Genomic DNA, 13885 nt, shown 5'->3' on the forward strand with positions numbered 1-13885 from the left:
GGCCTGCGGACGTGGGTAACGGAGCGTTAGTGTGGTGTTGCCGGAGACGCCCGCCGCGCCTTCGCGCGGGTGGGCGCCGAGGCCGTCTCGCCACCGTTCGGCCTGTGCCCCGGTCGCGCGACCGGCCCGGATCCGGGCTCAGCCCGGCGGGGCGCCGGCCGATGCCTCGGCCCGGCTCTGGGGGCCCTCCCCCGCGGGCGCCGCCGGCCGGCCGCGCTCGGGCACCGCGGTCTCTGGATAGCGCTTGCGGTACTCGGCGAGGAAGGCGGCTAGCGTCTCGGCCTTGGAGGCGCGCTGCGCCACCTCGCGAAAGCCCGGCTGGCGGGTCGGGTTGGCGCCGGTGATCAGCGCGAAGGTGCGCGCATCCGCGCTCTCGGCCATGGTGTCGGAGAACTTGGCCTTCAGCCGCTCCAGCCCCATGCGCTCGTCGGCGAGGTCGTAGGCGATGCCGGCGCGAATCACGTCGGCGCGGGCCGCGTCGTCCAGCGGCCTGCCCGCGCGCCACACGTCCCCGAGCAGCGCCTCGTGCGCCTCGCCCGCCGCCCGCCAGCGCCGCGCGGCCCAGAGGATGTCGGCGCGCAGCCGCGCCACCTCCGGCCCGCTCTCGTCCTCGATCGTCTCCAGGGCGAGGTCGGTGCGGCTGAGATCGGACAGGGCGCGGGCGCGGATCAGGGCGCGGGCGCGGCGCAGCTCCGCCGGAAGCTCGGGCAGGTAGGTGGCGTCGATGGCCTGGAGCGCCTGGAGCGGCTTGCCGTCCATCAGCCGCACCGTGGCGAGCCGCGCCGCCACGCTCGACCGGGCCGGGCCGGTGAGGCGGTTGTCGACCTGGTATTGCAGCAGGTCGGCGGCGGAATCGAGCAGGTCGAGGCCGACCAGCCGGTCGGCGAGGCGGCGCACGATCTCGTCGCCGCGCCGGCCAATCGGCGCGAATTCCTTGAAGTCGAAATAGAGCGCCACCGCGGCGATGCCGGAGAGGTGGTCGCCGCGTCCGGCGAGGTAGATGTCGTCGAACAGCCCCTGCGCCTCGGCGTTGAGGGTCCGCGTCGTCTCGGAGGCGGGCGACACCGCGGCGGCGCGGCGCGTGGCGGTGAAGGCCTCGCGGAAGCGCCCGGCGGCGGCGTAGCTGCGGGCGAGGCCGGCGACGATCGCCTCCTCGATGGGGCCGCCGTGCCAGGTCAGGCCCAGGCCCTCCAGCCGGGCGATGGCCGCGTCGGGCTTCAGCGCGCCGGTGCTCAGGGCGAGCAGGGTGTGGCGCAAGGCCGCCGCGGTGGCCACCGGCAAGGTGGGGCTGCGGCCGAGCCGCTCGTAGCTGTCCAGCGCCGCCACGGTCTGCCCGGTCAGCTCCTCGACGCGGGCCTTCACCAGGGCGAGCCTGTCCTTGATCTCGGGCTTGCGCTCGCGCCGGGCGGCGCGCTCCAGGCGCGTCACCGCCGCGTCGATGTCGCCGGTCTCGATCGCCGACTCGGCGGCGGCCGCCATCACCTCGGCGTAGAGGTCGTCCGGCAGGCGCTCGGCCAGCGCCAGCGTCTTGCGGAACCCCGTCTCGGCGGCGCGCCATGCCCCGTCCCCGGCCTCGGCCGTTGCGCGCCAGAGCACGGCCTCGGGATCGCGGTCGAGCACGTCGCCGGTCAGCGCCTTGCGGGCCTCGGCGAAGCGTCCGGCCCGGGTCAGCGCGAGGCCGCGCAGGATCGCGGTGTCGCGCTGGGCGGCGAGCAGGGGATCGTCCGTGCTCGCGGTTTCCAGCGCCGCCAGCGCCTCGACCTCAAGCCGGTTGGCGAGCAGCGCCCGGGCATGGGCCATGCGCAGCGGGCCGCGCTCGCCGGGGGGCGCCTGCGCCGCCTCGGCGAAGAGGGCGCGCAGGCTCTCGCGGACATTGCCGCGCTTGGCGTTCTCCCAGGCCTCGCGGTCGATCGTGGGGGCGCCGGCCTCGGCGAGCGTCGCCTCCTCCCGGCGGGAGACCGAGGAGACCAGCAGACCGCCGTCGCGGGCGATCGTCACCCCGTCGAGGTCGGGCCGCACCGAGAGGTCGTCGGCGCCCGCCAGCACCGCGACGCCGAGGCGGCTCGGCAGCAGCTCGAAATCGACGAAGCGCTGGCGCTTGGGGATGCCGGCCGGGCGCCGGGGGCGGGAGGTGACCACTGCCACGCGGGCGCCGTCGAGGTCGATCCAGGTGGCGGAGCCGGGCCGGGGCAGGTCGACCGTCACGGCGCTGCGGCCCTCCGCGCCGGGCTGGCGGGCGGCGAGCAGCCCCTCGCTCGGGCTCAGGGACTCGCCCGCGGCGAGTTCCCAGCCCGCGCCCGAGCCGGTGGCGACCGGCGTGAGGTCGAGGAGCCGCCCCGGCGGCACCGCGAAGCGGACGAGCAGGAGCGGGCCGGCCCGGCGCGGCTCGCCGAGGGGCTTCAGGGCATCGGGGCCGGGCTGGGGAAGGAGGTTCTCCTCCGTCTCGAAGGCGAGGGTGGCGATGCCCGCCCGCTCGAACAGGGCGGCCGGCGGCAGGCTGCGGAAGGTGAAGACGAGGCCGTTGCCCGGCTGGCGCAGCGGCGCGTCGGGCTCCGGCGCGGGCCGCGCCTGCGCGCGCCCCTCCCCGGCCGGCCGCGCGTCCTTCCGGTCCGTCCCGGATTCGGGCCTCGGGTCGCCCCTGCGGTCGGAGGCCAGGTCGGCCTTCTGGTCCGCCTTCGCCTCCTTCGATTCCTTGGGCTCCTTCGGTGGGCCGGCCACGTCGATGAGGACGGCGTCGTCCTCGCGCTCCACCGCCACCGCGAAGCCCTCGGCGGGGGTGAGGACGAGGCTCGCCGAGCCCTCCTCCGTCTCGGCCGTCAGGGCGGCCAGGGCCGGCTTCGTCCGGCCGCGGGCCTCGGCGATGTCGAAGCTCCAGGGGCCGGCGACGCGCAGCCGCGTGGCCGCGCCCTCGCGCAGGGTCTCGGAGCGGGTGCCCGGCGGCAGGCGCAACGACAGCCGCGTCAGGGTCGGCAGATGCGAGAGCTCCACCGCGAGCGTGCGGCGGGCCGGCGGCGGGTTGCGCTGCTTCAGGGCCGCCTCGGCGGCGACCGCGCGGCGGGCGAGGGCGGCCACCACCTCGGGCGGCAGCGGCGGCGGCAGGCCGGACCAGCCCTCGGGCAGGAGGTCGACGAAGACCTGCTCGCCCGCCTCCTGCACGTTGACCCGGTAGGGCTTCTGCAGGGCGATGCGCAGGCCGGTGCCGTCGGGGTCGCGCCGCACCATCGCGACGTAGCTCGGCATCTCGTCGGCGAGCCGCTCGCCGGAGGCGGTGCTGCGCTCGCCGTAGCTCAGCAGCAGCACGCCGCCCGCGACCTTGGCCTTCACCGAGACGGGCTTGTCGAAGGTGAGCGCGATGCGGCCGTATCCGCCGCTCTCCGCGCCCTTGGCCAGGACGAGCTGCGCGGCCCGGGCCGGCTGGCCGGCTGCGAGGACGAGGGCGAGCGCGGCGCTCCAGGCCCAGGCGGGGCGGCGCGCGACCGGGGCCGGGATCCGCATCGCGCAGCGATCGATCGGATGTCGGGCGAGGCCCTTCACCTGCTCCGCCCCCATCCGAACGCTACCCGAGAGCGGCGGACGCCCCGCGCTCACGGGGCGCGACGCCCGCGCCACACTGGGGACAAGTGTCGCGCGGCGCGGCTAACGGCGGCTTAATGGGCGCTGCCGGCGATCATCTCAGCGCCGCACCACGAGGTTCGGGACCAGGGTGCTCGCCGGACCGAACGTGTCGAGGGCGCGCTGGCAATTGGCCGGCACGTCCTTGCGGTAGCTCTCGAGATAGGCGGTGGCGGCGAAATGGAGCGTGCCCGTGTTCAGCGCCTCCGGCTCGATGCCGAGGCGCCGCACGGCCGCGTTCAGCAGATCCGGCTCGCCGCGCAGCTCCGGGCAGGAGACGTTCACGAAGCCCACCAGCCCGGCGAGCTTGGCCGCGAGCGCCTGATTCCGGTCGAGCTGCGGCCCCGCACCCTCGGCAGGCGGCGGGGGCGGCTGTGCGCTCGGCAGCGTGCTTGGCGGTGTGCTTGGCGATGTGCTTGGCGGCGTGCTCGGTTCCGGCGCCTGCGCCAAAGCCGCGGGCGCGGCGAGGCAGGCGCCGACGAGCGCGGCAGCGAATCCTCTCATCCTATCCTCCCGTATGGTGCGGGGCCGTTGGCCGGCCTCCGCGGTTCGGTCCTCGAGTCGTTCGGCCCCCGGGTCAGCTCCCCAGGGCCGCCGCGCGCTCGAAGGCGGTGGCGAAGCCGGCGAGCGGCAGGGAGATCGTCACGGCCTCGTCGTTGGCGGCCTTCTTGCCCGTGACCACGAGGGTCTTGGCGGTCTTCATCGAGTCGGTGGCGAGCGTCGGGAAGCTCACCGGCACGAGGCAGCCCTCGGCCGTGCAGGAGATGTAGAAGGCGCCCTTGCCGAGGGTCGCCTCGTCGAGCTTGAACGACACCCCCGGCTCGATGGCGAGACCGAAGGGCATCAGGATCACGCCCTCGGCGCGCCCGTCCCTCGGGGTGCGCAGCTCGAAGGCGAACTGGCGCCGGCCGGTGTTCCGGTCGCCCTGCGTCTGCATGACCATGCAGGCGACCTGCGCCTCGGTCCGGGCGCAGCTCGTGGTCCACTCGCCATAGGTCTCGGTGACGGTGTCGGCGCCCGCGGGCCAGGCCGCCTTCTCGGCGGGCTTGGCTTCCGCCGACTTGGCGTCCGCCGGCTTCTCGGCGGCCTTCTCCGCGGGCTTGGCCGGGGCCGGCTTCGGCCGCGGGGCCGGCTTGGGCTTCGGCTTCGGCCTCTCCTCGGCGGCGGGAGCCGCCTCCGGCTCGGCCTCCTGCGCCGCGGCCATGGACGCGGTCATGAGGCCCGCGAGCAGCAGGGCGGCTGCGAGCGGCGGCCGGGCGGTGAAGGGCGCGCGTATCGGCATGCGTTCAGTCCATCCCCCTCGGCCGGCATGGCGGCCGGCGCGCTCCTCGCCGGTGACGGGAAGGTGCGCGCAATCAACAGCTTAGAGTCGTTCTCGAAAGCGGCCTGCACCGCCGGACGGCTCTAGCTCTCATGGGGGACGGACGCAATCCGCCCACATCCGGCCGCGCAGGGGCGGCCGGGGGCACGGATCCGGCCCGGATCAGACGGCGCGGGCGCCCCGGCGCAGATGGCGGGCGAGGGCGAAGGCCAGGGTGAGGAGGCCGGGATCGCGGTCGAGGGGCTCCTCGGCGGGAGTGGGGCACTGGGCGACGAGCACGGTGAGCATCGCGTGAACTCCAGGTGAGGCGGCGCTTCCCGAACGAGGTGTCGCGAGGTCTTGGGACCTTCTGTTGAGGGGAATGTGTGGGTCTCGCCGGACGCATGCAACGCGCCCCGCCGCACGGGGCGCATGCGGCACCGGCATATGTGCAATAGTTCTACATGCGGCGCGCCGGAGATGCTTGGTCCGCGGACGGTCCCGGCCGAGGAGAGGCGGGCGAGATCTGATCTTCGGCCGCCTCGCCCGGCGGCGGGGCCTTGCGTATCCTGCACGGGATCCATGCGCCCGCGGCCTGACCTTCGGCAGTTGACCGCAGGATCGCGCGGCCCCAGTAAGGCCCCCTCGCGCGAGAGCTGCGGCCCCGGGGCCGATCGCGGCCGCGAGCCCGCCTCCGGGCCGAGCGCCGGATTGTCGCCGCTTCGTCACACTGCCCGCTTAACCACGAGGCACCCCTTTGCCGGGGCGCCCAAGCCTATCGAGGACCTGCCGCATCATGACAGACAAGCCGACCCATCACCCGGTCTACGGCCGCATCAGCGGTCCCATCGTGATGATCGGCTTCGGCTCGATCGGGCGCGGCACCCTGCCGCTCATCGAGCGCCATTTCGAGTACGACCGCGCCCGCTTCACGGTGATCGACCCGGTCGACACCCACAAGCCGCTGGCCGAGAAGCACGGCCTGCGCTTCGAGACGGTCGCGCTGACCGCCGAGAACTACCGCGACGTGCTCACCCCCCTCCTCACCGAGGGCGGCGGCCAGGGCTTCTGCGTCAACCTCTCGGTCGACACCTCCTCGCGCGCGATTCTCGAACTCTGCCGCGAACTCGACGCCCTCTACATCGACACCGTGGCCGAGCCCTGGCCGGGCTTCTACTTCGACAAGACCAAGAGCCAGGGCGACCGCACCAACTACGCGCTGCGCGAGAACATCCTCGACGCCCGCGCCCAGAACCCCGGCGGCACCACCGCCGTCTCCTGCTGCGGCGCCAATCCCGGCATGGTCTCCTGGTTCGTGAAGCAGGCGCTCCTGAACATCGCCGCCGATACCGGCCTCGAGCGGCCCGAGCCGACGGGCAAGGCCGAGTGGGCGGCGCTGATGAAGGATCTCGGCGTCAAGGGCGTGCACATCGCCGAGCGCGACACCCAGCGCGCCAAGACCCCGAAGCCGCGCGGCGTCTTCGTCAACACCTGGTCGGTCGAAGGCTTCGTCTCCGAGGGCAACCAGCCGGCCGAGCTCGGTTGGGGCACGCACGAGACCTGGAAGCCCGAGAACGCCCGCGAGCAGGAGAAGGGCAGCTCGCGCTGCGCCATCTACCTGCTCCAGCCCGGCGCCGACACCCGCGTGCGCACCTGGGTGCCGACGGTCGGCGCGCAGTTCGGCTTCCTCGTGACCCACAACGAGGCGATCTCGATCGCCGACTACTACACGGTGCGCGAGGGCGATAAGCCCGTCTTCCGCCCGACCTGCCACTACGCCTACCACCCGGCCAACGACGCCGTGCTCTCGCTGCACGAGATGTTCGGCAATGCCGGCAAGGTGCAGGAGAGCCAGCACATCCTCGACGAGAACGAGATCGTGGACGGAATCGACGAGCTCGGCGTGCTCGTCTACGGGCACGCGAAGAACGCCTACTGGTACGGCTCGCAGCTCTCCATCGAGGAGACCCGCGCCATCGCCCCCTACCAGAACGCGACGGGCCTGCAGGTGACCTCGGCCGTGCTCGCCGGCATGGTCTGGGCGCTGGAGAACCCGAACGCCGGCATCGTCGAGGCCGACGAGATGGATTTCCGCCGCTGCCTGGAGGTCCAGACCCCGTATCTCGGCCCCGTCGTCGGCGTCTACACCGACTGGACCCCGCTTGCCGACCGCCCGGGCCTGTTCCCCGAGGACATCGACACCAGCGATCCCTGGCAGTTCCGCAACGTGCTCGTGCACGGCTGATTGCTTCGAGAGCGACCGTCGGGGCTTCGGCCCCGGCGGTCGGGCGGCCTCACGCGGTGGCCACCTAGAGCCGTGCCCGATCACGTTGGATCGGGACACGACTCTAAGCCCTTGTTGTGACGCGCTCTCTTTCACCGAACCGGCGCCCACTTCGGCGGAGAGCGCTCTAGCCGCCGCAGGCGAAGCGGCAGAGGACAGGGCGACATCGGAAGACGCCCGCCACGCGCCCACGACGCGGATCCGCTCGGCGCAGCGCAGCCCGGATCGCCGAGCGTGTCCATCGGAATCCTGACCTATGCGTCGGGCTCCGTCGCGGCCCGCGGGATGTCGCTGGTGCGGACAGGATCCGCGATGCTACCATCCCGCCCTGCGTTCGCAGGATGAGGCCCCGATGGCGCTGGCCGCGAGACGCGACGCGCGCATGAGCGTCGCCGAGTATCAGATCTGGGTTGAGAGCCGTCCGGATGACGAGCGCTGGGAATTGCTCGACGGCGAGCCCGTGCTGATGTCGCCGCCGGGCGAACGTCACCAGACAATCGTTCTGAACCTGATCCAGCGCCTGAACGATCTTGTGGAGGTTCGCGGCTGTCGAGCTTTGCCCGGGCTAGCCGTCTTGAGCGAGGCCGCTGACGATTACGCCCCGATTCCGGACGTGGTCATGCGCTGCGGGCCTTTGCTGGCCGATGGCTACGCGACTGACCCGGTCCTTGTCGCCGAGGTGCTGTCGCCGTCCACCATCTTGAAGGATCGTGGCCGCAAGGCCGAATTTTATAGAACCGTATCAAGCCTTCAGGTCTTTCTGATCGTCTACCAGAATGAGCCGCGGGTCGAGGTCTGGCGCCGCGGAACGGACTGGACGATGCAGGTCCTCCAGGCCAGCGAACACCTGGATCTGCCGGAATGCGATGGATGCGTCCCGGTCTCGGCGATCTACAAGCACATCGTCTTCTGAGCCCCGTCAGGTCCCCTGCCCTTGCCCCATTTCGAAGAATTCTACGCCGACAAGCTGCGCGGCTCGCTCGGCGTCACCGATGCCGAGGCGGTGCTCGACCTGCGCGGGGCGAATCGCGCCACGGCGGAAGCCTCGCTCAAGGACATGCTGGAGCGCAGCCGCTTCGGGAAGGGCAAGACGGTGGCGATCCGCCTCGCGCCGCCGCCCGAGGGCGGCGGCGAGACGCTGTTCCAGCCCACCGGCCGCCTCCTCCTCGATGCCAAGCGCCGCGGCCTGATCGAGCGCCTGCAGACCCTGCCCGCCCAGGACGGGCTCGGCTTCTACGTGTCGCTCTCCGGCAAGCCGCAGCGTCCGGCCCCGTGAGGCGGCTCGGGGGGCGCAACACCCTGGAGCGGCTGGCGCGGTTCGGCTACGGGGCGCGCGGCTTCGTCTATTGCGTGGTCGGCGGCCTTGCCGTCCTCGCTGCGCTCGGGGCGGGCGGCCGGGCCGGCGACAGCCGCGGGGCGCTGCGGACCGTCTTCGGCGGGCCGTTCGGGCCGGTGCTCGTCGGCGCCATCGCGCTCGGGCTCGCCGGCTTCGCCGTCTGGCGCGCCGTCGAGGCGGTCACCGATGCCGACCGGCGCGGCACCGCCCCGAAGGGCCTCGCGGTGCGGGCGGCGCATCTGATCAGCGCCGGAATCTATGGCGGCCTCGCGCTCACCGCGGCGAGCCTCAGCCTCGGGCTCGGCATGAGCGGCGGCGACGGCATGCGCGACTGGAGCGCCTGGGTGATGGCCCGGCCCTTCGGGCGCTGGCTGCTCGCCTTGATCGGCGCCGCGATCGTCGGCGGCGGCCTCGGCTTCCTGTGGAAGGCCGCGCGCGGCGACGTGACGGAGCGCCTCTTGCTCGGGCCCGCCCAGGCGCGCTGGGCGAAGCCGATCGGGCGCTTCGGCTACGCGGCGCGCGGCGTCGCCTTCCTGATCATCGGCGGCTTCCTCATCGTCGCGGCGTGGTACCAGCGCTCCTCCGAGGTGAAGGGGCTGGCCGAGGCCTTCGCCCTGCTGCGGCGGCAGGAATACGGCGCCGTCCTGCTGGGCCTCGTCGCGGCCGGCCACGTGGCCTTCGGCGCCTTCGGCCTGATCCAGGCCCGCTACCGCCACATCGACGCCCCCGACATCGACGAGGCGGACGAGGCGGCAGCCCGCGCCTTGCGCGACCTCACCTGAACCGGCTGTCGAGAGGGATCATCCCGCGCGCGGGTCCGGGCAGAGCCTGGGGTGACGGCGCCACGCGTTGACAGGGCCGGGCCCGCGGCGGATACCGCGCCCACCCATGCAGCCGCGCCATGCCAAGACCGCCGCGATGGTCGTCCACGATCTCGTGGCGACGGCGCTGGCCGTCCTCCTCACCTTCGCGTTCCGCTTCCACGGCTCGCAATTGACGGAGCGTCTGCACGCGCTGCCGCTGCTGCTGCCACCCTTCCTGCTGCTCGCGGGCCTCGTCTACGCGCGCTTCCGGCTCTACCGGACCAAGTGGCGCTTCGCCTCGCTGCCGGATCTCGCGGGCATCGTGCGCGCCGCGAGCGTGCTGGCGCTCGCGCTCCTCCTGATCGACTACGTGCTGGTCTCGTCCGACCTCTACGGGTTCTACTTCTTCGGCAAGATCGCCATCGTCCTCTACTGGGTGCTGCAGATCTTCCTGCTCGGCGGCACCCGGCTCGCCTTCCGCTACCTGAAATACACCCGCTCGCGGCAATCGAGCGCGCGCGGCGCGACGGTGCCGACCCTGCTGCTCGGCCGCGGCGGCGACATCGAGGTGCTGCTGCGGGCCATCGAATCGGGCTCCGTGAAGAAGCTCGCGCCCAAGGGCATCCTGTCGCCCCGCGCCGACGAGGCCGGGCAGATGATGCGCGGCGTGCCCGTGCTCGGCGGCTTCGCCGATCTGGAGCGGGTGATCGCCCGGCTCGCCGAGCAGGGCCAGCCGGTGCGGCGCCTCGTGGCGGCGCCGAGCGCGCTGGAGGCCGAGCCCGACGCCCTCGTCGCTCAGGCGCGGCGGCTCGGCCTGCCGCTGGTGCGGGTCGCGAGCCTCGGCGAGGGCGCGCGCGAGGCCGAACTGGCGCCGCTGGAGATCGAGGACCTGCTGCTGCGCCCGACGGTGGCCATCGACCGGCCCCGCCTGGAGCGCTTCCTCCAGGGGCGGCGCGTCGTCGTCACCGGCGGCGGCGGCTCGATCGGCTCCGAGATCTGCCTGCGGGCGCTGGCCTTCGGCGCGGGCCATGTGCTCGTCCTGGAGAACTCGGAGCCGGCGCTCCACGGCATCCTGAGCAACCCCCTGGTGCTCGCCGCGGGCGGCCGCGTCTCGGGCATCATCGCCGATATCCGCGACGCCGAGCGCGTCCACGCCATCTTCGCCGAGTTCCGGCCCGACTACGTGTTCCACGCCGCCGCGCTCAAGCAGGTGCCCTACCTGGAGCAGGACTGGAGCGAGGGCATCAAGACCAACGTCTTCGGCTCGATCAACGTGGCCGACGCGACGCTCGCCGCGGGCGCCCGGGCGCTCGTCATGATCTCCACCGACAAGGCGATCGAGCCGGTCTCGCAGCTCGGCGTCACCAAGCGCTTCGCCGAGATGGTGGCCCAGGCCCGCGACGCCGAGCAGGCGCAGATTCCGGGCCACCCGACCCGGCTGATCGCCGTGCGCTTCGGCAACGTGCTCGGCTCGGTCGGCTCCGTGGTGCCGGTGTTCAAGGCCCAGATCGCCCGCGGCGGCCCGGTCTCGGTCACGCATCCCGACATGGTGCGCTACTTCATGACCGTGCGCGAGGCGGCCGACCTCGTCCTCACCGCGGCCTCGCACGCGGATGGCGAGGCGCGCCACGCCCGGGTGGCGGAGGCGGCCGCCGAGGACCAGCGCGCGGCGGTCTACGTGCTCAAGATGGGCCAGCCGGTGCGCATCCGGGATCTCGCCGAGCGCATGATCCGGCTCGCCGGCTTCGAGCCGGGCGAGGAGATCGAGATCAACTATTCTGGCGCGCGGCCGGGCGAGCGCCTGAACGAGATCCTGTTCGCCCGCGAGGAGCCCCGGGTCAGCCTCGACGGGATCGACGGGGTGATGGCGGCCCGCCCCGTCTTCGCCGACCGCGCCCGCCTCGACGCCTGGGTGGCGCGCCTGCGCGAGGCCGTCGCCGCGGGCGACCGGGCGGCGGCGGAGGCGGTGTTCGAGGCCGCGATCCCGCATTTCCGCGAGCGCAAGGCCGGGCAGGTCGAGGGCGCGGCCCCGGAGCCCGCGGCGGCGCTGCCGGAGCTGCGCTAACCGCCGTCGCGTGCCAGCAGGGCCAGCGCCTGCGGCGTCGGCATGGCCGGGCGCCAGCCGAGGGCCATGAGGCCGTCCGGCCGCGCGACGAGGCCGCCGGCGAGCCGGTCGTAGATCTCCTCGCGGCCCGTGAGCCGGCAGGCGAGGCCGAGGAGTGCGCCGGGCACTGGGAGTAGGCCGGGGCCCCGGCCGAGGCCGCGGCGCAGGGCCGCCACCATCTCGGGCAGGGTCTGCGGGTCGGGATCGGCGGCGACGAGGGCGCGGTTCAAGGGGCCCGGCGCCTTCAGCACCGCGTCGACCGCCGCGGCGAGGCTCTCCGTCGAGATCAGCGAGCGCCGTCCGGAGAGCCCGCCGAGCGGCAGCGGATAGGGCGAGCGGGCGAGCCTGAGGAGGGCGGCCATGTTGCCCTTCACGCCGGCCCCGTGGACGAGGACGGGGCGCAGGGCCACCCAGTCGAGCCCGGTCTCGGCGAGCGCCCGCTCCGCCTCGAGCTTCGAGCGGCCATAGGCGTCGGTGGGGGCTTCCGCATCGTCCTCGCAGACCGGGTGCGGGCTCGTCGCGCCGCATTGCGCCCGGATCGAGGAGAGGAAGACGAAGCGGCGCACCTTGGCGCGGGCGGCGGCCTCGGCGAGGCGCCGCGTCGCCTCGGTGTTGAGGGTGCGGTAATCGTCCTCCGGCGCGCCCGACATGGCATGCGCGAGCCCCGCCGAATGCACCACCGCGTCGACGTCGGAGAGCGCCGCGGCCATGTTCATCGGGCGCGTCAGGTCGCCGACCACCGCGCTCGCCGCCCCCTCCGGCACCTCCACGGGCCGGCGCAGCAGCACCCGCACCCGGTAGCCGCGCTCGGTCAGGCTGCGCAGCAGGTGGCGGCCGATGAAGCCGGTCGCGCCGGTGAGCGCCACATGTCCGGTCACTGTGCCTCCTGCGGGCGGGCGAAATGCGCGAGCAGCGCCGCCACCAGGGCCGCGCCGAGGGCGAGCGCGCCCAGGCTGACGAGCCATCCGGGCCAAAGCAAGGTCGCCGCCGCGAGCCCGGCCAGCACGATGTTGAGGGCGAAGACGCGGCCGACCACCCCCGGCACCGAGAGCCCGTTGACGGTGGCCCGCTGGTAGAAATGGCTGCGATGCGCCTCCCAGACGCGCTCGCCCCGCGCCGCCCGGCGGGCGAGCGTGAGGGTCGCGTCGGCGAGGTAGTAGAGCGGCAGCAGGATCGCCGCGGCGAGCCCTCCCTGGAGGGCGAGCCGGTAGAGCAGCCAGGCCGTGATCAGCCCGATCGGCAGCGAGCCAACATCGCCGAGGAAGAGCCGCGCCACCGGCCGGTTGAAGGGGGCGAAGCCGAGCATCGCCCCGAACAGCCCCGCCGCCATCAGCATCGCGAGGGGCGGCAGATGGCCGAGACCGCCGAGGATCAGGAGGGCGCCGGTCACGGGCACGATCTCGGCCACCGTCATCCAGTCGAGCCCGTCCATGAAGTTGACGAGGTTGACGAACCACAGGCCGGCGAGCACCGCGAGCGCCCGCTCCACGGGCAGCGGCAGGTCCGGGAACAGCCGCCCGCGCACGAAGGCGACGAGGGCGGCGACCACCGCGCCCTGCACGGCGAGCCGGAGCGCGGCGGGGAGCGGGCGGATGTCGTCGATGGCGCCGAGCAGAGCGAGCGCCACCGTCCCGAGGGCGAGCGCCAGCCACTCGCCGACATCGCCCAGATCGGAGGTGCGCAGGATTCCGGCCGCGAAGAGCGCCGCCGTCACCACGGCGATGCCGCCCCCCTGCGGCGTCGGCTCGGTATGGCTGGAGCGGGCGTTCGGCCGGGCCAGCGCGTAGCGCACGAGCAGCGGGCGCAGGCGCACGATCAGGCCGGCCGAGAGGGCGGCGGCGAGCGGGACGGCGACGAGAGGGCTGAGCATGCCGCGCCGATAGCGCGGAAATGGTGCCGCGGCGAGAGCGGCACGGCTGTCCGGGCTTGCAATCGAATTGTGCACAATTAGAATAGTTGCAGAGTCGCGCCTGCGGCTCCAATGATCACGGGAGACGCCCCATGACTTGGCTCCGTACGCTCCTCGGCTGCACGGCCGCGACGGCCTGCTTCCTCACCGCCGCCTCGGCCGAAGAGGTCGATCCCGCCTCCATCGTCGCGGCGCAGCTCGCAGCCGGCGGCAACCAGCCCGGCGTGCGGGCGAGCGGCGCCAAGGGAATCTGCCTGACAGGGACGTTCTCGCCCGCCCCCGGCGCCGCCGCTCTCTCGAAGGCGCCCCACTTCCGGAAGACGGTGCCGGTGACCGCCCGCTTCTCGATGGGCGGCAGCAATGCGAAGATTTCGGACAAGGCCAAGCCGGTCACCCGCGGCTTCGCCATGCGGATGAACGACCCATCCGGCGACATGGGGTCGTGTCCCTGATGGTGGTGTAGCTCGCTGGTAGCGGGAGAGCCCGCCTGCGCGCCCTTCACAGCGCTGTAGCAGGCGGGCTCTCCCGCGGGGTGGC

General features: G+C 73.5%; 12 protein-coding genes. 6 read left to right on the top strand and 6 right to left on the bottom strand.

What is annotated here, in order from left to right; genetic code table 11:
• Window positions 1-138: 138 nt before the first annotated feature.
• The 4 genes from MTDSW087_RS25520 to MTDSW087_RS31265 all read right to left on the bottom strand — a co-directional run bounded on the left by MTDSW087_RS25520 (window position 139) and on the right by MTDSW087_RS31265 (window position 5221).
• Entirely contained in the window at window positions 139-3495 is a 3357-nt protein-coding gene (locus MTDSW087_RS25520; RefSeq protein ID WP_186383998.1) for a hypothetical protein, read from the bottom strand.
• 177 nt (window positions 3496-3672) lie between these two features.
• Complete coding sequence (locus tag MTDSW087_RS25525; protein ID WP_238179245.1) at window positions 3673-4116, bottom strand: hypothetical protein; 444 nt, start codon at window positions 4114-4116, stop codon at window positions 3673-3675.
• Window positions 4117-4189: 73 nt separating this feature from the next.
• Complete coding sequence (locus MTDSW087_RS25530) at window positions 4190-4894, bottom strand: invasion associated locus B family protein (protein ID WP_144767925.1); 705 nt, start codon at window positions 4892-4894, stop codon at window positions 4190-4192.
• Window positions 4895-5095: 201 nt separating this feature from the next.
• A complete protein-coding gene (locus tag MTDSW087_RS31265; protein WP_280525290.1) occupies window positions 5096-5221 on the bottom strand; it encodes a hypothetical protein in 126 nt (41 codons plus the stop codon).
• A 487-nt stretch (window positions 5222-5708) separates the two neighbouring features.
• Here MTDSW087_RS31265 and MTDSW087_RS25535 point away from each other — a divergent pair, with 487 nt between their 5' ends.
• The 5 genes from MTDSW087_RS25535 (at window position 5709) to MTDSW087_RS25555 (ending at window position 11400) form a co-directional block, all read left to right on the top strand.
• Complete coding sequence (locus MTDSW087_RS25535) at window positions 5709-7157, top strand: homospermidine synthase (protein WP_144767927.1); 1449 nt, start codon at window positions 5709-5711, stop codon at window positions 7155-7157.
• 391 nt (window positions 7158-7548) lie between these two features.
• On the top strand, window positions 7549-8109 hold the full coding sequence (locus tag MTDSW087_RS25540; protein ID WP_144767929.1) for a Uma2 family endonuclease: 561 nt from the start codon (window positions 7549-7551) through the stop codon (window positions 8107-8109).
• A gap of 21 nt (window positions 8110-8130) precedes the next feature.
• Window positions 8131-8472, top strand: a complete 342-nt coding sequence (locus MTDSW087_RS25545) for a hypothetical protein (RefSeq protein WP_142583605.1) — start codon at window positions 8131-8133, stop codon at window positions 8470-8472.
• Window positions 8469-9314 (top strand): DUF1206 domain-containing protein, encoded by an 846-nt coding sequence (locus MTDSW087_RS25550; protein WP_144767931.1) that lies wholly within the window; start codon window positions 8469-8471, stop codon window positions 9312-9314. Before MTDSW087_RS25545 ends, MTDSW087_RS25550 begins: the two co-directional genes overlap by 4 nt.
• Before the next feature lie 106 nt (window positions 9315-9420).
• Entirely contained in the window at window positions 9421-11400 is a 1980-nt protein-coding gene (locus MTDSW087_RS25555; protein ID WP_144767933.1) for an SDR family NAD(P)-dependent oxidoreductase, read from the top strand.
• Here MTDSW087_RS25555 and MTDSW087_RS25560 read toward each other — a convergent pair.
• Together MTDSW087_RS25560 and MTDSW087_RS25565 are read right to left on the bottom strand one after the other, a co-directional pair.
• Complete coding sequence (locus MTDSW087_RS25560; RefSeq protein WP_144767935.1) at window positions 11397-12317, bottom strand: NAD-dependent epimerase/dehydratase family protein; 921 nt, start codon at window positions 12315-12317, stop codon at window positions 11397-11399. The two genes, MTDSW087_RS25555 and MTDSW087_RS25560, sit on opposite strands and share 4 nt — an antisense overlap.
• Complete coding sequence (locus tag MTDSW087_RS25565) at window positions 12314-13309, bottom strand: MraY family glycosyltransferase (RefSeq protein WP_144767937.1); 996 nt, start codon at window positions 13307-13309, stop codon at window positions 12314-12316. The genes MTDSW087_RS25560 and MTDSW087_RS25565 overlap by 4 nt, the downstream gene beginning before the upstream one ends.
• Before the next feature lie 131 nt (window positions 13310-13440).
• On the opposite strand from MTDSW087_RS25565, the gene MTDSW087_RS25570 reads away from it, so the two are divergent.
• On the top strand, window positions 13441-13800 hold the full coding sequence (locus tag MTDSW087_RS25570) for a catalase family protein (protein ID WP_238179243.1): 360 nt from the start codon (window positions 13441-13443) through the stop codon (window positions 13798-13800).
• Window positions 13801-13885 lie beyond the last annotated feature (85 nt).

The organism is Methylobacterium dankookense, assembly GCF_902141855.1.
Taxonomy (GTDB): Bacteria; Pseudomonadota; Alphaproteobacteria; order Rhizobiales; family Beijerinckiaceae; genus Methylobacterium; species Methylobacterium dankookense.

What these genes read in the sequence shown, in the direction of transcription:
- MTDSW087_RS25525 (WP_238179245.1), bottom strand. Translation starts at nt 4,116, where the DNA reads ATGAGAGGATTCGCTGCCGCGCTCGTCGGCGCCTGCCTCGCCGCGCCC.
- MTDSW087_RS25555 (WP_144767933.1), top strand. Translation starts at nt 9,421, where the DNA reads ATGCAGCCGCGCCATGCCAAGACCGCCGCGATGGTCGTCCACGATCTC.
- MTDSW087_RS25565 (WP_144767937.1), bottom strand. Translation starts at nt 13,309, where the DNA reads ATGCTCAGCCCTCTCGTCGCCGTCCCGCTCGCCGCCGCCCTCTCGGCC.
- MTDSW087_RS25520 (WP_186383998.1), bottom strand. Translation starts at nt 3,495, where the DNA reads ATGCGGATCCCGGCCCCGGTCGCGCGCCGCCCCGCCTGGGCCTGGAGC.
- MTDSW087_RS25530 (WP_144767925.1), bottom strand. Translation starts at nt 4,894, where the DNA reads ATGCCGATACGCGCGCCCTTCACCGCCCGGCCGCCGCTCGCAGCCGCC.
- MTDSW087_RS25540 (WP_144767929.1), top strand. Translation starts at nt 7,549, where the DNA reads ATGGCGCTGGCCGCGAGACGCGACGCGCGCATGAGCGTCGCCGAGTAT.
- MTDSW087_RS25535 (WP_144767927.1), top strand. Translation starts at nt 5,709, where the DNA reads ATGACAGACAAGCCGACCCATCACCCGGTCTACGGCCGCATCAGCGGT.
- MTDSW087_RS25570 (WP_238179243.1), top strand. Translation starts at nt 13,441, where the DNA reads ATGACTTGGCTCCGTACGCTCCTCGGCTGCACGGCCGCGACGGCCTGC.
- MTDSW087_RS31265 (WP_280525290.1), bottom strand. Translation starts at nt 5,221, where the DNA reads ATGCTCACCGTGCTCGTCGCCCAGTGCCCCACTCCCGCCGAGGAGCCC.